Here is a 16,885-nt window from a genome sequence, read left to right as displayed (position 1 = left end):
GTCTATGTGCGGATTTATTAAGGACTACTATAAAGTAAAAACTAAGTTATTAGAAATAAATAAAATTGGAGGGAATATTATGTTACAAAAAGAATCATTTTCTAAAAGACATCCATATATAAGCAGTTTATTGGTAACCTTTAGTGTTTTGACTGTGCTATTTATAGCAGGAATGGTTTCGATTGTTGCAGAGATAGATAGTAAAATAACTTTTTTTGCAGGATTTTTAGTTGTAAGCTTGACACTAATTGTAGTTATAACTAAGAAAAAACTTTGGTCCTATTATGGCTTTAATTCCATAACAAAGTTAAATAAAGATAATATAATTATTTTTATACCATTATTTATTCTTGCTTTATTACCATTGTTTGCAGGTATTAATAGAAATATAGGGTTAATTGAAATAGTATATTTTATAGTATATATGATTTTAGTAGCTTTTGTAGAGGAAACTGTTTTTCGTGGAATTGTAATACGAAATTTTCTACATAAAGGTATGAATCAGGCTATATTTGGGTCTTGTATTTTATTCACACTTCCACATATCATGAATACTCTTAATGGAAAAAGTTTAGAATCAACTATTATTCAGGTACTTTATGCATTGGTAATAGGTCTGATATTAGCTATATTGGTTATAAAAACAAACAATATTATATTGCCGATTTGCTATCACTATATTAATAATGTTTTAGCGTCAATTACAAATTCTAATGATGAAAACTCAATATCTCTAATGATTTCTTCAGCTATGTTTATTATCGCAGTTATTTATATTGGTTTTTTAGTACATTTGATAAAACGGAAATCAAAATCTATCACTCGGTAGTTGGTCGATGGTAAGGTTAATACCATCGTAAGAAATCAAAAACGTTAGGCGACAGAATCAATTATGTTTTTATAGAACTCGAGGAACTTATAGAAAAAGTATATGAACACAGAAAAAATAGTTTATCTACACAAGAAAAAAATAATAGAACGGATGGTAGAACATCATAAATGAAGAAAATTTGTCATGTAATAGTTACTTTACCTATTTAAAATGAAGGAGTTCAGAGTATGTCTTTTAGAATGAAAAGTTTATCAATAGTATTACCACTTGTAATTGTTTTTTTGTTAACGTCTTGTTCAAATGTAAAAGATTTTATCAATGAGGGAGGAAAAAAAATTGAACAAACGGCACTTGAAACTGTCAGAAGTTCACAGCTTACAGATTTGATGAATGAAGAAAGTGAAAAGATAGATCAAATGTCAAAAGAAATTATAAGATGTTTCACAGAACGTGATAAAGAAGCATTGAAAGTATTATTTTGTGAACAAATACGCAATCAACCTAGTTTTGATGATGAGATTAATAAAGCTTTTGAGTTTTTAACATGTGATGTTTATATTACCTCTGAACGTACTACAAGTGCAGGTGGAGAAGAGAGTTGGGATTCTGGTAAACGTACAAAGTGGTCTGTTTGGCCAGACATACCATATATTGCTGTTTTATACGATTTTGACGGAGACTCTTTGACACATGATATGGAAAGTCGTTATTATAGTATATACTATGACTGGCAAATTGTGAATGATGAAGATAATTCACTTGAAGGTATACAATATATGAAAATAGAACTTCTTAATGTTGACAGTATGGAGATAGGTGATAAGCAGATTGTTAAATGATGCATCATAAATCTAATTAACGCTCTTTTGATATGGCTATTGGTAGCTTCCATTGATTCCATCGCCTAACAATATGTTTCCAACATTCACCAGCTTTACATTAACAGAAAGTTGAAGTTTCTGAGCTGGATGAACATCGGAAACACAAGAACGTTATGTGAAAGAAAAAGACTAATGACAGAATACATAACTTGGGTTGTTTTTTAGAGGGAATAACTGTTTAGTCTAATCCCTTTGGTTAAAAGAATTTACTTATGATGTAATAGATAGTCATACTATAAGTATTTAATTACGTTAGATTATGATAAATTAAAAGGATGGAAGTGATTAAAATATATAAGAATACCGGTAAAGGATGCGATATTTGTACAGGATCAGCATACTCAGATAGAAAAAAACTAAGACTTATATCTGTATTAAATTATGGACAATTTATATTATATAGATGCCCATCATGCAAGAGTTATTGGGAGTTTAATCTTAGCTATTGTCAACTAATAGAAAAATCTATTGTAAAAGTAAAATATAAAATAAAACCATATAAAGATAATGTATTTTACAAAATAATATCTATTATAGGATATTTTCTTTTATTAATATTAATTAAATTAATATTTAAATATTTGGAACACGGATATATAATTGGGACCTAGGCTTACAATATCATATAAGTTATATTTTAAAGATGAAGCTATTATAAATACTTTTATATTATGGAGGATTTGTTGCTAGATGAAAAATATAATCAGTGAATGTAGAAAAAATTATGAAGAACGAAAATTAAAATTCAATTATTTTGATAGAAGATACAATAAATTAAAAAAACCTAATTGGATTAAAAAGAATGATGATAGTAGATTTGAATGTATATATGATGAACAGGAGCTATTAATTAACAAAGGTAAAATAGTTTATGGGCGTATTGTACAAGCTAATGCTTCTCTTTTTCAACCTGGAATTTTTGATTCTCCTGCAGGTATTGTTTTTAGTGAAGATTATTATTTTAATGAACATGTTAATCAATTATCAAAAGTTGCAAATAGCTTATATGCACTTAAAAACAAACAAATTGAAGATGAAAAATTAAAAATATTTACAGATGCTATTACTGATGAAACGACTGCTCTATACAATGTTCAGGTGCCAAAATTAATTACAAGTAATATAGCAGTATTTTACACTACAATTATGGTTCACAGAAAACATTTGCCTGCAAGATATCTAAAATTAAATTGGTTTCCGGTATTGGTATTGCCGACACAAACGAAAGCGGTAATGATATTACCAAGTAAATATTGGTCCAAACAACTAAAAAAGATTTGGAAGATATAAGTCCTAATTTATAGCGAAGAATGGCCGTTTTATTTTATATAAATATGGAGAATGATCTATTCTTATGTTATAAATAGTATATATTTTAGATAAATTGGCTAAAGATATGGCTACTATAAGCTTCCGTCTTTTTCCATCACATAACAAAGCTTCTTCGCAAGGGTTCGCAAAAAGAGCACTCACCACATTCAGAACACATACCAAAAGAAAGCGGTATATTTGAGAGGCATGTATTCTGAACGTCGCAGAAGCAAAACGTTATGTGAAATCAGTATATAAAAATTTTTCAATTTAAAAATGATGAAAATAAAAGTGGAGGGAATTATGAAATTAAACGTAGGAAAATCAAAAATAAACTATGAAATAATGGGAAAAGGTAGACCAATAATATTCTTTAGTGGATTCACAAATGATATGACTGCTATGATAAAATATATGGAGCCTATATTAGAGAAAAAAGATAATTGGAAGAGAATTTATGTTGATCATCTTGGCGTTGGAGATACTGAAATTGGAGATGATATTCAAAGTGTTGATGATGTACTTAAAACAATGTTAGGCTTTGTTGATGAGCTAATGGGTGAAGAAAAGTATGTTTTAGGTGGATATTCTTTTGGAGGATATTTATCTCGATATATATTAAATAATAGATTTGACAAAGTAGATGGATTATTACTTCTAACTCCACTAATTATCAAAGAGATGGAAATATGTGATGTTGATAGAAAAATAGAAGTAGTAAAAAATGTTGATTCTTCAATACAACAAAATATTGATGCTCTAATTCAAACTGACTTATATGGTGCAATGGCTAAGACAAATAATGAATTTTTAAATAAATTGTTTGCAGTAAATAATTTGACTAAAGTTAGTTTGGATGATTTTACAGGTACATATAATAAGCCGACACTAATCATTACAGGTAGACAAGATGACACAGTAGGTTATAAAGATGCTTATAGAATATTAGATAAATATTCAAGAGTGACATATATTTGCATGGATAAATGTGGACATGCTGCACAAATAGAACAGAATGATTTGTTTAATTATTTGGTATCAGAATGGATTTATAGAGTTGAAGAAGAAATAATGAGATAAATAATGAGTAAAAGTATGCATCTTAAAATCACTTAACAACATGTTCACGCAAGGGTCTTAGAGGAGTGCGCCAGTTCGGCGTTTAATATATAGCTAGGTGAAACTCCTAGCCTGGTAAAGTTTAGCCAACAGCCAGTATCTAGCCTTGGAGCCGAAGCGGTGACGTAAGGTTTAAGCGTAGGCAAGAAAGTTTGAGAGCCGTAATGCGAAAGCGTGAAGTGATAGAGCCTCGTTAGTCCGATAAGTGAAAGTCGATGTCATTCCTCTGACAGCAGACAAAAAGAAATAACCGATAAAGGCAAGGTTATGGAAATTTCACCGGGGTCTGAGAGCATGGCGAGCAAACAAGGTATATTAAGCGTACCTGGGAGGTCTTGTAGTTTTCTGAATAACAAAAACAGATAAGGATGGCATAAGGTGTAGAAAACCAAAGAAGTCTTAAGAGCTGCAAGAAGTCGGACTAATTCATAGTAGTGAAGAAGTAGATGAAAGTCTATGGAGCAAAGGGATTAGCATGTAAGACAATTCGGAAAGTAACACATGAAAGACACTAGAGGTTAAATAAACACATGGGAAAGATACAAGAAGAAATAAAAGAACTATCAATAAAACACGCAAAACTGCAAACACTAATGCACTATGTAAATGAAGAAAATTTAAAACAGGTGCATGAAAAACAGGACAAGAAAAAAGCAGTAGGAATAGATGGAGTAACAAAAGAACAATATTCAGAACAACTAGAAGATAATATAAAAATTCTCCTAGAAAAAATGAAGAAGTTCGGATACAAACCAAAACCCACAAGAAGAGTAATGATACCAAAAAGCGATGGAAAAATGCGATCATTAGGAATACTGTCATATGAAGATAAGTTAGTACAAACAATAATGGCAGAAATATTGAATGGAGTATATGAACCAAGATTTCTTGATATATCATATGGTTTTAGACCAAACAGAAATTGCCATCAAGCAATAAAAATGATAAACAATACGATAATGCACAAAAACGTAAACTATATACTAGACTGTGATATAAAAGGCTTTTTCGACAATGTAGACCAAGGATGGCTAATGAAATTTTTAGAACACGATATACAAGATAAGAATTTTCTTAGATATATAGTAAGATTTCTAAAAGCAGGAATATGGGAAGACATGAAATACGTAGAAAGTGACAAAGGAACAATTCAGGGTGGAAATATATCACCAGTATTGGCAAATGTATACCTACACTATGTATTAGATATATGGTTTGAAAAGTCGGTGAAACCAAAACTGCATGGAGAAGCGTATCTGGTGAGATATGCAGATGACTTTGCAATACAGTTTCAAGCAGAAAGCGAAGCGGAAAAAGTATACAAGATGCTAATAGAGAGATTGAAAACATTTGGATTAGAAGTAGCAATAGAAAAGACAAGGATAATACCATTCGGAAAACATAGAGGAACAAAAGAAAATTTTGATTTTCTCGGATTTACATTTGTAAATGGAAAAACAAAAAATGGTAAATATCGTGTGCATATCAACACAAGTAAGAAAAAGCTAAAAGTAAAAAGGCAAAATGCGAAAAGTTGGCTAAAAGAAGTAATGCACAAACCTATTGATACAATAATGAAAAGCTTGAAAAGAAAACTGGTGGGACACTATAACTACTATGGGATAAGTGGAAATATCAAAGGAATAAAGAAATTCCACGGATATGTTAAATACCAATGCTACAAAAGATTAAACAGAAGACATCAAAAGAAAAGCATGTCTTATGATATATTTGAAAAAATATGGGAAGCATATATTCCAAGTCCAAAGATTTGTGTAAACATATGGTAGAACTATAAAGTTTTATATGAAGAGCCGTATGCCTAAATAGGGCACGTACGGTTCCGAGAGGGGCGAACAGACAGTAACCTTTTACTTTAAGAAAACCTTAAAAAGAAAGGGTGTCGGGTTCGTCTACTCGACACGTCAAGAGGAAAGTCAGACCACACCACTTCACAGGGTGTGACCATCGCCAGGACGGTCTATCTATGGGGTCCGGTTCAGGAACGTCGTGAAGACAGACCAGCTAGTAAAAGTCAACAAGAAAAATAAAAAAGTTTAGTAATATTGTTTAGCTAAAAAAGTGTAACCTTAATAAACCCAAACAATGAATTGCTTGAAAAACAATTAAAACTTTATGTAAGGATTTAATAATTATGCAGCAAGTAGCTGTAATGATTGTTTGTAGTTACTAATATGAGTTTCTGGAGAACGAAGTTCAAAAGATTTTTCATCACGTAGCACTGCAAAAATGATATTACAGATTTTGTGCATAACAGCACCAATAGCAACCTTTTTAGGTTTAGATTCAGTTTTCTTTCGGTAATAAGCTTGTAAATAGGGATTAATAGCTTTACCATTACTTGTAGAATGTATATTAGACAAAGCAATAGCAAAAACAACACGTCTAGCGATACGTGAACCACGCTTAGACATATGCATTTCAGTAGCATTGAATTTGCCTGATTGGTTAACTTCAGGATCCATACCAAAATAAGCAAACAGCTGTTTAGGGTTCTTAAAAGCACTAAAATCACCAATTTCACACATTATGGTAACAGCAGATAAAAAACCAACACCAGAAATTGAATCTAGCAAATGAATTTGATTAATAAACTTTTCGGATTTATGCTTATCAACAAGCAAATTTATTTGATTTAAAATAGATTCAATAACAGTATCTAAATATTCGATTAAGTCAATAGTTAAAGAAATATTGAAATACACACTATCAATATTACAACCAAAGGTTTTGGCTGCATTTGCTGCGTTAGAAAGTTTTTCGTAGCATTGAGTAGCTTTTGAAATACCTTTTCTAGAAGATTTAGATATTTTTTCAATCAAAGATGATTTATGCGCTCTTAATATTTTATCAGGAGTACAATAATTCTTTAAAATCATGCGAGATGTAACACCACAAACATCTGAGAAAATATTAAGGTATTGAGGAAAAACAGTATGTAAATCCGCTTTTAGTTTATTAATATGAGCTGAGCGTTGATCCATAATGTCATAATGTTTACGAACTAAGCTACGAAGCTCTAAAACAAGCTTAACAGGCATAACAGAGGTTTTTAAATTGTTAGATAAACCAAGTCTAGCGATGCCAATAGAATCTAATTTATCATTTTTTACTTTCCTTATTCCTGAATTTTTGATAGAATGAGTGATGAGAGGGTTAATAATATGGGCCTCAAATCCTGATTCATTCAGGAAGCAGAAGAGCGGAAAGTGATAGATTCCGGTAGATTCCAGGAAAATGTGTGATTTCATGGAATGTGACTCTTCTGCTTTTTTTATTGCAGAAATAGCACGTTCAAGAGAATCTATACTGTTATGTAGTATTTTAAAAGGTTTCAAAATAATGTTTCCGTTGTTATCAACAATAGACATAAAACTAAAAGTTGAACCAACATCAATACCAACGGAGATATAGTTACGATTATTAAAATTAAACATAGAAAGCTCCTTTCGAATAGGTATCCATAAATAGCAATGAGTACACAACCTGGCACGTTATTCGGGTATAGCTTATCAGCTCCCAACCAGCTAAAATCATAAATCCTCATTGAATGGATTGATTGTCTGTAGTTACAGGTATTGCCTTATAAAAGGCTCCCAAGGACGTTAACATCTACCATCCTATTCAATAAATATAATACCTTATGACTTAGACAAAGTCGAGAGTTGAATTTCTATACAATAACTTATGAGTTTATTCATGACTCAATGGTTGAATGATTGTATACAAGAATGATTTTCTTTATTCAGCCAGAACATGAATTAGATATGAATTAGCATAGTTTTTTGCTATGACTTTATTATACCAGAGACGTTATATGAAATTTTCTGGTTATGGTGAGGCAATATTTATTACTGATAATGAGTTTTGTATATGTATTTACTTTAATGAAAGATTGGTTTTAGTTTTAGATATAAATGAATAAATTTCAGATTAATTCTGTTGTTTATTAAATAATAGTATAATTGGGGGTAACTATGAATTTATATGAAACACCAGCATTATTTAATCAAAATATGTCAAAAGAACAGCAAGATAAGTTTTTGAAATTTTATAAGGAAGTATTTAATGAGTATAATATTACCACGATACATGATTGTTCAATTGGTGCAGGTGGTACTACTTTACCTTTAGCAAAATTAGGATATAAGGTATCGGGTTCAGATTTAAGTAAGATATTATTAGATAAGGCAAAAGATAACTTTAGTAATGAAGGTTATGACGTGGAGTTATTCGAATCAGATTTTAGAAACCTTAAAAATAATTTAGATGGAACATATGATTGTATTATATCAACAGGAAATTCATTGCCTCATATTAATAATACTGATGTTGAATCTTTTGTTAAGTCAATATATAGTAAACTTAATAGTAATGGATTATTATATATTGATATTAGGAATTGGGACAAACTTTTATCTGAAAAGCCAATTTTTAGTGTTAGAGATCCGTTAGTTATGACAAAAGAAGAACATACTAGTTTATATTTAATATATAATTGGCATGATGATAATTCTGTAGATTTTGTTTTTGCTACATCAACAGATATACTAGGGAAAAATGAAAGAGTAGTATTGGTTAATTCACCTACTTATTATCCTTTAGAATATAAAGTATATGAAAAGGTGTTAAAAGAGAATGGATTTATCATAAAGAAATGTTTTGATGTTGACTATTTATGGTCAAGTTTTCATAAAAATGAAGCTAAAACTGGTAATTTTGATAAAGATTTCGATAGAATAAGTTGGTATGGTATACTAGCTCAAAAAAAGGGGTAGCTTATTTATATTTGTGGTTTTATCTAATTTATTAACATAATAAAATGTAGTTAGGTAATTCGTAGGAGTGGATATTGGGTTGATAGTAATATAAGTTATATTTGTCATTTATTTAAGATATAGATATTGGACAGCACAAACAAACGATTTCAAGAAATATTGCAGTTACATATGTTATGAGAATATTAGGTTTATACATCATCTAACAATATGTTCAAGCAAAGGTGCCTAGAGAGAAAGCTCAGTTTGATGTTAGTTTTAAAGGCAAAGTCATCGGAAAGTGAGTCAGCACCACATTCCACAGTTAACCGAGTCGGTGCTCTGCAACCTAAGATAGGAGCTATCTAAGTTATGAAGATATTAATATAATAGGAGGGATAGTATGAAAAAAACAGGTTTTATTATTGGTTCAATTGAGGTGATTTTGGGCTTGTTTTCTTTGCTCATTACATCACTAATAGCACAAGTTATTCCTAAAATAGCAAGAATATGCTTTATGTTTCATTTAGGGAGTTTTTTAGAAGAAAATTATATAATAAATATTGGATTTGCAAACATGATATCAGTATGTTTATGCCTGATAGGTGTGATTACCATTGCGTATTTTGTTTTTATAAAAAAGGAACAGTAACTACTTATTATAAGCATAACATGAAATGTACAGAATATTATTTGTAACTCAATTTAACAATATGTGAAGATGAATAGAGATTGAATGTAGAAAATGTTTTTTTACTAAAAACTAGTTTAAGAAAGGTGTTGGAGTGTGATACTGCTTCATCATATAACAACATTTCACGTTCATTTGGGGATGGTCAGGAACTCTAGGGACAAGCTGTCATACATTCCCCAGCTAACCGAGACGGTAGCCCTCAAAGCTAAGATAAGAGCTATCTAAGCTTTGAGAACTGCCTGTAATGCTGGGGAATGTCGTGAACGCAGAAACGTTAGATGAAAGAGTTATATCATTACAGAGAATAACTTTGAGGTCAATAATAGCGTAATTTAAATGTAAAATTTTTATAATATAAGTAATAATGCTTCAATTGATTATTTATAATATGATAGGGAGTGAAAATAATATGAATATAATTTTATCTGTTATTGGAATAGTCGGTGGTATACTATGTGCCATAGCTGATATGCTATTAGATATTAAAGGAAAAGATAATAAAAAGTGTGGATCAAATAAAATTTTAGATTCAAACTGGGAGAAGATGCCGAATTGGCGTTTTATATCATCAAGTATTATTGCAATGTTTGCTGTACCTATGTATAGCATGGGAATTATATCGTTGGGAAATCAAATTAGTATACATAATGAAATAACAGGTTATATCTTAAAATTATCAATATTTATAGGAGCAATGGGAGGTTTTTTTATACATACTTTTATTTGTGTAATTCCTATAATTTATAAAGAAATAATGAAAAATAATAATTTTGAACTTGCTGATAGAACTATTTCAAAGGCATTTAAGGTAGTTAAAATACCATTTTTTGTACTATACTTAGTTTTAATGCTTGTTCCTACAATAATCGTTTGTTATACAATAATTATGAAGTTTCTAAATGTACCAATTTGGTTTGTATTTCTTAATCCTGTTATATTTCAAATTATTGGATGGATTTTAAGAGCCATTAAAAAAGAGTGGTTTTATGAAGTTCCTTCTATTTGTGCTGCAAGTTTAGGATTGGCTATGTTTGGTGTTATTGGTATAGTAAATTTAATTTAAGAAAGATATTAAGAGTGATATAATACCATCCTCTAACAAAATGTTCACACAAGTGTGATTAGTGAGAATGTCGATAGGGAAAGTTAGCACCACATTTTATCATCTTATTTTAGGTACAACCTTATATAGTCCGATGATAGAACGTCGTGAACACAAAGCCGTTAGACGAAAGTTCAATATTGGGGTTAGCTTTTGAGGATTGCTCATTAAAAGATACGTGATTACAAGGAGGAAGAAAAGATGTTTAAGTGTGTAATTGATAGTGATATAGAAGTAAGATTAATTGAGAGTAAGTATGCAAAAGAATTATTTGATGTAATAAGTGCAAATAAAAGTCACTTAAGAAAATGGCTTTCGTGGGTTGATACAAACCGTTTTGAAGATACAAAGGCATTTGTTGAAGCTAGCATGAAGCAATTTGCATCAAATGATGGTTTTCAAGCTGTAATATTTTACAGAAAAAAACTTGCTGGTGCTATAGGATACCATAAAATTGATTGGATACGTAAATCAACAAGTATAGGATATTGGCTCGCTGAAAAATATGTAGGAAAAGGTATTATGACAAAGGTATGTAGGAAATTTGTTGATTATGCACTTGAAGATTTAGATTTAAATAGAATTGAAATTAGATGTGCAGAGAAAAATTTGAAAAGTAGAGCTATACCAGAGAGATTGGGCTTTACAAATGAAGGAACTATAAGAGATGCAGAATTTCTAAATGGAGTTTTTGTTAATCATGTTGTATACGGAATTTTGAAGAGCGAATGGAAATAAAATACTACGCTATGTATATGGACGTATTTTTTTCAATAATAATTATGATAGTTTTACAATTACAGTATTTGAACCTATGGGTGGAGGTTGGTGTGGTAAAAATGGGTTAATGATTTCGGTTTCAGCATATTGTAGAGAAGAAGCATTACATATTTCAAACGAATTAATGAAATATTGGTTGCCGGAGAAATATTTATTAAGATAAAACATATATCGTAAAAAGAAAAAATAATTAATTTACTTATTTTGAAAAAATATTTTGTAAATTTTTTAAAACTAGTAGTTACTATGCTTTTGTTAAAAACGTAGGGTATACAGGATGAATTTTCAAGATGCGTTGTAGGTGTGTAGTAAACAGCATATAACAACGCGTTCACACAAGGGTGCTTTAGATGTAACATCAGGTGGAAAGTTAGTCCACATCCCTTCACCGGGTGCGAGCACCTCCAAGTGGTCTATCTATGGTGTCCGGTTTAGTGATGGCGTGAACGCAGAGACATTATAAGAAAATGGCCATAACGTGGTAATTTTTTTAGAACTAATAATTGACTAATAATAAGTATATTTAATAAGAAAAATCTAAATTATAGGAGACTTCTAAAATGAGTAAATCAAAAATAATGATATTAGGTACATTTCATATGGCAAGTTTTAAAGATTTATTTAACACAAATGTTGTTGATTTAGCAAGCGACAAGCGACAAAAGGAGATAATACAACTTGTTGATAAAATTAAAAAATTTAGTCCTACAAAAATTGCTGTTGAGATTGAATATAAATATAGTGATAAAATAAATGAGAGTTACTCCAATTATGTTAATGGAAAAGCCGAACTAAAAATGTCGGAAACTCAGCAGATTGCGTTTAGATTAGCAAAAGCTTTAGAACATGATAAGATATATGCTGTAGATTGGATGGAAAGAGGAGCATCAATTAATTCTATTAGTGATGTATATGATTTTACTAAAAAAGAGCAACCACAGTATTTGAAACTATTTAGTTCGGATAATTGTTCATATGGTAAAGATATTACAATCACAGAGATATTACGTTCATTTAACGATAAAGAATCTATAAAAAACACACATGAACAATATGTAAATATGGCTAGAATTGGATTGAATAATGATTATGTGGGAATGGGATGGTTAACTTGGTGGTATCAAAGAAATCTGATTATATTCGCTCGTTTAGCTCAATTAGTTGAAAATAAAAATGAAAGAATATTTTTATTGATTGGGGCTGGGCATACTGGAATGCTATCAAATTTCTTAGAAGAAAGTGGATTATTTGATGTTGTTAATACTTTGAATTATCTATAAATAATAATTAGTATGAAATAATCGCCACATCTTATACAACATGCTCACTCAATGGTGCTTAGATGTAAAGTCAAGAGGAAAGTCAGCACCACATTCCATTATCTTGTCTTAGGACAATCTATTACTGTCCGATAACGAAACGTCGCAAATCCAGAACGTTATATGAAATTAAGCACTATTTTTATTAACTAAGTTTGAAAGACTAAACAATTGGAGGGTATATTTGGACAAGATAATTAAAAAAATTGATAACATTAAAATTGAACTAAAGAAAGATTATGACTTTGAGTGGTTAAGAGAATATGGAGAAGTTTTCTGTGCTTTTGACCAACAAGACTCAGGAAATATTTGTTTTGGAATTAAGGATGGTAATAAAAAATTATTTATTAAATATGCTGGAGCACCTACTGTAGATTATGATGGTAAGTACGAAGATGCAATTGATAGGATGAAAAAATCAGTATCTATATATGAAGATATTCAACATCCTAATTTAGTTAAGTTAATTGAGCACTATGAGAAAACTAAAGGTTATGTATCAATATATGAATGGGCAGAAGGGGAAAGTCTACATGCTCATTGGGATTTTTACAAATATCCCAAATACATACATCCCAGTTCTCCAAATTATAAATTTAACTTATTGGATTTAAAGTATAAACTTGATAGTTTAGAAAAAATATATGATTTTCATAAATTGATAGCTAAAAGAAAATATGTTGCAGTAGATTTTTATGATGGCAGTTTAATGTATGATTTTAAAACTAACAATATAACAATCTGTGATATCGATTTTTACAAAAAAACTCCTTTAATTAATACAATGGGGCGAATGTGGGGTTCATCAAGATTTATGTCACCAGAAGAATTTCAAAAGGGTGCAATTATTGATGAAATAACAAATGTATACACTATGGGAGCAGTTGCATTTGAATTATTAGGAAGTAATAGTAACCGCAATATAGAGCACTGGAGTGCTTCACAAAAATTGTTCAATGTAGCAAAGAAAGCAGTAAACAATGATAGAAATCAAAGATATAAGTCAATAAGTGAATTTTATGATGAATGGATTAAGGCACAATAAAAAGCATTGTAATAACATTGTATGATATTATAATAATTTTTATTGTAGTGGTTGTTTCTGTGCTTAACATCATATAACAGAGTATTGCCAACATTCACTCTCTATAGAGAAGGGCTTTGTGGGTTAGAGTGAACACAGAGTCGTTATAGGAAATAGTGATATATGGGTTGTTCTATGAGAATTATTTTTAGAAGACTCGTAATATATAATTTCATAAAATTATGTATTAGAGAATAATAAATTAAATAGAAATTTAAAATTTATGATAAAGAGAGATTAATAATGATAAAAACAATTCATAGATTCGAGGAAGTATTTAATTTTGTATGGGAATTAAGTCAGAATAATTCGCATGCTAGTTATCCAAGAAGAAACTCAATGAAAGAGATTAAAAAGGATATTGAAAAAGCTATTGATGCAGACAATGAGAATATAGTAGCTTATTATCATCAAGATATATTATATGGAGTTTGTATTTATTTTTGGGAATGTAATGAAAAATATGCACAAACAACATATTTTCTAATAAGCGAGAATTATGATCAAATAGCTGAAGAAATGATTGATTACATAAGAAAACAGTTAGTTGGATATGAATTATTAATAGGTGTACCATTTTCTAATAAAAATGCTAACCAATGTTTTAAGAAAAAGAATATAGAATGTATTGAATCTAGTATTGTTACTAGTTTATATAATTTAAAATTACATCCGAAACATAAGCATGATTGCGTATATAAAGTTAGTATAGATAATTTTGAGGAATATGCTATATTTCATGATAAACATGCTATACCTTCGGAAATGTATTATGATAGTAAAAACTTGAAAAATGATATAGATAGATTCCTAATACTTACTTTTAGGAATGATGATAAAATTTATGCGAGTATTTTTACTAAAACTGACAAAGACTTATCAGAAGTTGTTGGTTTATTTATTGATAAAGAATATAAAAATAAAGGAATTGAAAATGTTTTAATCAATGAAATGTTTGTACAACTATATAATGAATTTGGGTCTATAAAGGAAATTTTATATTTTGTTGATGAAGATTGTACTGATGAGCTAAATTTAGCGTTAAATGTAGGTTTTGATGTTAAAGAAAAATATAGATGTTATAAATGTATATTATAGTTCTATAAATTATTTTTTAGAAAGTATAGTAAAGTAATGTGTATATAAACGAAGAATTATAGGTGTAAAAGACATTACTACTTCCTATAACAACATGTTCACGCAAGGGTGTTTTGAAAAACGTTGATAGGGCAAGTCTGTACCACATTTCATCATCTTACTTTACAGACAAGCTATGATGTCCGATGATAAAATGTTGTGAACACAAAACGTTAGTGGAAATGGCATATTGATAAAAGTTTTTGTTCCGCACTAATTTGTTAATTAATACACGTTATAAGATATTGTTAATCAAATAAGGACGAGCTATAAAACTCAATATTATAATATGAATTGAGAATGCTTTTTAAATAGGAGGATTATTATATGAAAACACCAAATTACTCAAAGTATTATTGGCAGAACGATCTTGTTCGTTTAAGAGCTGGAAAGTCAGAGGATTGGGAAGAGTGCTATTTTGATCGCTTTGATAGTGAAGCACAATTTTTCCTTGAATGTGAGATGGAGTTGCCAACAACAGAAGCACATGACCAAGAAATGTTCAGTACACATCAAAATGATTCCAAAAATATTGGTTTTGTAATCGAAACTCTTTCAGGTGAGGTTATTGGTGGAATCGGTTTAGATAACATTAATGATCGAAATGGAAGGTTTAGTATTAGTATGAGAATAAATTATGATTTCCGTGGTAAAGGATATGGAACAGCAGCAATGAAGTTATTGCTAGACTATGCATTTAATGAACGTAGATTACATAAGTTTAATGCTGCTTTGGTTGAGGGAAATGTAGCTTCAGAGACAATGTTAAAGAAATTAGGATGTGTTAAGGAAGGTTTGAGGAGAGAAGTCTTTTATCATCAAGGAAAATACTGGAACGAACTTTATTATGGATTAACTGATAGTGAGTTTAATATCAATAGCTAAAGATTAGACTAATAATAAATAGTTAATCAAATATTTAAATTCTTTAATAATTCAGTTATTAGTATACAATATTCATATATGACGAACAAAAATAAATGCTCTTATGGGTATAGTTAACGAATAAAGTGTAGTGTAAATATGCCACTTCCACTAACAACACCTTGCTGGTTGCGCTGTCGCTCCACGCAAATGCCAAACGTTAGCTGAAAGAGTATGTTTATAAAAGTTTTAGTTTCGTAATCAAGTAAAGTGTGGAATTGTTAAATATTGATAAAAAATAACATTAGATGAAAGGAAGTTGTATGATGAAAATTGAATTTATAAGAGCAACAGTCGATGATGTTGATAAATTGATTGATGTACAAAATCAAAGTTTCTATGCTGATTATGTCAAATATGGGGAATGTCCTGGATATAATCATTCTAAAGAAAGCATGACCAATATCGTTTTGAACAGGATAACATACAAAATAATTTGTGATAATCAAATAGTAGGTAATATTATTGTTAGAGATAATCATGATAGTACTTATTTTCTTGGGGGGATTTGTGTGCTACCGGATTATGAGAATAAAGGAATTGGACAAGAAGCTATTAAGTTTATTGAAAGTCAATTTCCTAACGCAACAGTTTGGACTTTAGAAACCCCTGCGGATAAGAAGAGAAATCATTATTTTTATAAAAAAGTTGGATATACCATCGTAAAGGAATATATGGATGCTTCTGTTAAAATAGTGTTGTTTAAAAAGAAAATGAACCCAACAAAATAAGTATAATTTTGGATTATGTACAGATATAAGCTGAATTAAAAGCCAAAGCACATGCCTCAGCTAACCGAGTCGTTAGCTTGTCTGATTAAGATAAGAGCTATCTTAATCAGCAAACAAGCCACCTGTAACGCTGGAGCACTTCGGCAAACCAAACGTTATAAGAAATTATTATATTCATTTCAGAGTAAAGATT

At 29.9% G+C, this 16,885-nt stretch carries 17 protein-coding genes; 16 read left to right on the top strand and 1 reads right to left on the bottom strand.

The features are described 5' to 3' along the window. Nucleotides 1-79: 79 nt before the first annotated feature. The 6 genes from JYG23_RS07995 to ltrA all read left to right on the top strand — a co-directional run bounded on the left by JYG23_RS07995 (nucleotide 80) and on the right by ltrA (nucleotide 5,933). The gene (locus tag JYG23_RS07995; RefSeq protein ID WP_207235093.1) at nucleotides 80-829 is read left to right on the top strand and encodes a CPBP family intramembrane glutamic endopeptidase; all 750 of its coding nucleotides are present in this window, start codon (nucleotides 80-82) and stop codon (nucleotides 827-829) included. 230 nt (nucleotides 830-1,059) lie between these two features. After that, nucleotides 1,060-1,671, top strand: coding sequence for a DUF5104 domain-containing protein (locus JYG23_RS07990; protein ID WP_207235092.1), 612 nt, complete (start codon nucleotides 1,060-1,062; stop codon nucleotides 1,669-1,671). Nucleotides 1,672-1,994: 323 nt separating this feature from the next. Beyond that, entirely contained in the window at nucleotides 1,995-2,324 is a 330-nt protein-coding gene (locus tag JYG23_RS07985; RefSeq protein WP_207235091.1) for a hypothetical protein, read from the top strand. A 79-nt stretch (nucleotides 2,325-2,403) separates the two neighbouring features. After that, a complete protein-coding gene (locus JYG23_RS07980; protein ID WP_207235090.1) occupies nucleotides 2,404-3,003 on the top strand; it encodes a hypothetical protein in 600 nt (199 codons plus the stop codon). A gap of 324 nt (nucleotides 3,004-3,327) precedes the next feature. Then, the gene (locus JYG23_RS07975; protein ID WP_207235089.1) at nucleotides 3,328-4,104 is read left to right on the top strand and encodes an alpha/beta fold hydrolase; all 777 of its coding nucleotides are present in this window, start codon (nucleotides 3,328-3,330) and stop codon (nucleotides 4,102-4,104) included. 569 nt (nucleotides 4,105-4,673) lie between these two features. Next, entirely contained in the window at nucleotides 4,674-5,933 is a 1,260-nt protein-coding gene (gene ltrA / locus JYG23_RS07970; protein WP_207235088.1) for a group II intron reverse transcriptase/maturase, read from the top strand. A gap of 363 nt (nucleotides 5,934-6,296) precedes the next feature. Here ltrA and JYG23_RS07965 read toward each other — a convergent pair whose 3' ends face one another. Beyond that, entirely contained in the window at nucleotides 6,297-7,601 is a 1,305-nt protein-coding gene (locus JYG23_RS07965; protein WP_207235087.1) for an IS110 family transposase, read from the bottom strand. A gap of 540 nt (nucleotides 7,602-8,141) precedes the next feature. Here JYG23_RS07965 and JYG23_RS07960 point away from each other — a divergent pair. From JYG23_RS07960 to JYG23_RS07920, 10 genes are all read left to right on the top strand, one after another. Then, complete coding sequence (locus JYG23_RS07960) at nucleotides 8,142-8,942, top strand: class I SAM-dependent methyltransferase (RefSeq protein ID WP_207235086.1); 801 nt, start codon at nucleotides 8,142-8,144, stop codon at nucleotides 8,940-8,942. Nucleotides 8,943-9,324: 382 nt separating this feature from the next. After that, nucleotides 9,325-9,573: a hypothetical protein gene (locus JYG23_RS07955; RefSeq protein ID WP_207235085.1), complete on the top strand. Its 249-nt coding sequence runs from the start codon at nucleotides 9,325-9,327 to the stop codon at nucleotides 9,571-9,573. A gap of 451 nt (nucleotides 9,574-10,024) precedes the next feature. Beyond that, nucleotides 10,025-10,678 (top strand): DUF6796 family protein, encoded by a 654-nt coding sequence (locus tag JYG23_RS07950; protein WP_207235084.1) that lies wholly within the window; start codon nucleotides 10,025-10,027, stop codon nucleotides 10,676-10,678. Between the two features lie 240 nt (nucleotides 10,679-10,918). Further along, nucleotides 10,919-11,455: a GNAT family N-acetyltransferase gene (locus JYG23_RS07945; protein ID WP_207235083.1), complete on the top strand. Its 537-nt coding sequence runs from the start codon at nucleotides 10,919-10,921 to the stop codon at nucleotides 11,453-11,455. 76 nt (nucleotides 11,456-11,531) lie between these two features. After that, entirely contained in the window at nucleotides 11,532-11,660 is a 129-nt protein-coding gene (locus JYG23_RS15030) for a hypothetical protein (protein WP_256440229.1), read from the top strand. Between the two features lie 397 nt (nucleotides 11,661-12,057). Beyond that, nucleotides 12,058-12,777: a DUF5694 domain-containing protein gene (locus tag JYG23_RS07940; RefSeq protein WP_207235082.1), complete on the top strand. Its 720-nt coding sequence runs from the start codon at nucleotides 12,058-12,060 to the stop codon at nucleotides 12,775-12,777. 223 nt (nucleotides 12,778-13,000) lie between these two features. Continuing rightward, nucleotides 13,001-13,861 (top strand): serine/threonine protein kinase, encoded by an 861-nt coding sequence (locus JYG23_RS07935; protein WP_371818594.1) that lies wholly within the window; start codon nucleotides 13,001-13,003, stop codon nucleotides 13,859-13,861. 282 nt (nucleotides 13,862-14,143) lie between these two features. After that, on the top strand, nucleotides 14,144-14,998 hold the full coding sequence (locus tag JYG23_RS07930) for a hypothetical protein (RefSeq protein WP_207235081.1): 855 nt from the start codon (nucleotides 14,144-14,146) through the stop codon (nucleotides 14,996-14,998). A 366-nt stretch (nucleotides 14,999-15,364) separates the two neighbouring features. Further along, complete coding sequence (locus JYG23_RS07925) at nucleotides 15,365-15,922, top strand: GNAT family N-acetyltransferase (RefSeq protein WP_207235080.1); 558 nt, start codon at nucleotides 15,365-15,367, stop codon at nucleotides 15,920-15,922. Nucleotides 15,923-16,227: 305 nt separating this feature from the next. Next, nucleotides 16,228-16,692: a GNAT family N-acetyltransferase gene (locus tag JYG23_RS07920; protein ID WP_207237982.1), complete on the top strand. Its 465-nt coding sequence runs from the start codon at nucleotides 16,228-16,230 to the stop codon at nucleotides 16,690-16,692. Nucleotides 16,693-16,885: the final 193 nt, after the last annotated feature.

Source organism: Sedimentibacter sp. zth1 (assembly GCF_017352195.1).
In the GTDB taxonomy this organism is placed as follows: domain Bacteria; phylum Bacillota; class Clostridia; order Tissierellales; family Sedimentibacteraceae; genus UBA1535.
The sequence above is the reverse complement of the archived record's forward strand: the minus strand, read 5'-3'. Positions and strand labels throughout refer to the sequence as shown.

What these genes read in the sequence shown, in the direction of transcription:
- JYG23_RS07995 (WP_207235093.1), top strand. Translation starts at nt 80, where the DNA reads ATGTTACAAAAAGAATCATTTTCTAAAAGACATCCATATATAAGCAGT.
- JYG23_RS07990 (WP_207235092.1), top strand. Translation starts at nt 1,060, where the DNA reads ATGTCTTTTAGAATGAAAAGTTTATCAATAGTATTACCACTTGTAATT.
- JYG23_RS07980 (WP_207235090.1), top strand. Translation starts at nt 2,404, where the DNA reads ATGAAAAATATAATCAGTGAATGTAGAAAAAATTATGAAGAACGAAAA.
- JYG23_RS07975 (WP_207235089.1), top strand. Translation starts at nt 3,328, where the DNA reads ATGAAATTAAACGTAGGAAAATCAAAAATAAACTATGAAATAATGGGA.
- ltrA (WP_207235088.1), top strand. Translation starts at nt 4,674, where the DNA reads ATGGGAAAGATACAAGAAGAAATAAAAGAACTATCAATAAAACACGCA.
- JYG23_RS07965 (WP_207235087.1), bottom strand. Translation starts at nt 7,601, where the DNA reads ATGTTTAATTTTAATAATCGTAACTATATCTCCGTTGGTATTGATGTT.
- JYG23_RS07960 (WP_207235086.1), top strand. Translation starts at nt 8,142, where the DNA reads ATGAATTTATATGAAACACCAGCATTATTTAATCAAAATATGTCAAAA.
- JYG23_RS07955 (WP_207235085.1), top strand. Translation starts at nt 9,325, where the DNA reads ATGAAAAAAACAGGTTTTATTATTGGTTCAATTGAGGTGATTTTGGGC.
- JYG23_RS07950 (WP_207235084.1), top strand. Translation starts at nt 10,025, where the DNA reads ATGAATATAATTTTATCTGTTATTGGAATAGTCGGTGGTATACTATGT.
- JYG23_RS07945 (WP_207235083.1), top strand. Translation starts at nt 10,919, where the DNA reads ATGTTTAAGTGTGTAATTGATAGTGATATAGAAGTAAGATTAATTGAG.
- JYG23_RS15030 (WP_256440229.1), top strand. Translation starts at nt 11,532, where the DNA reads ATGGGTGGAGGTTGGTGTGGTAAAAATGGGTTAATGATTTCGGTTTCA.
- JYG23_RS07940 (WP_207235082.1), top strand. Translation starts at nt 12,058, where the DNA reads ATGAGTAAATCAAAAATAATGATATTAGGTACATTTCATATGGCAAGT.
- JYG23_RS07930 (WP_207235081.1), top strand. Translation starts at nt 14,144, where the DNA reads ATGATAAAAACAATTCATAGATTCGAGGAAGTATTTAATTTTGTATGG.
- JYG23_RS07925 (WP_207235080.1), top strand. Translation starts at nt 15,365, where the DNA reads ATGAAAACACCAAATTACTCAAAGTATTATTGGCAGAACGATCTTGTT.
- JYG23_RS07920 (WP_207237982.1), top strand. Translation starts at nt 16,228, where the DNA reads ATGAAAATTGAATTTATAAGAGCAACAGTCGATGATGTTGATAAATTG.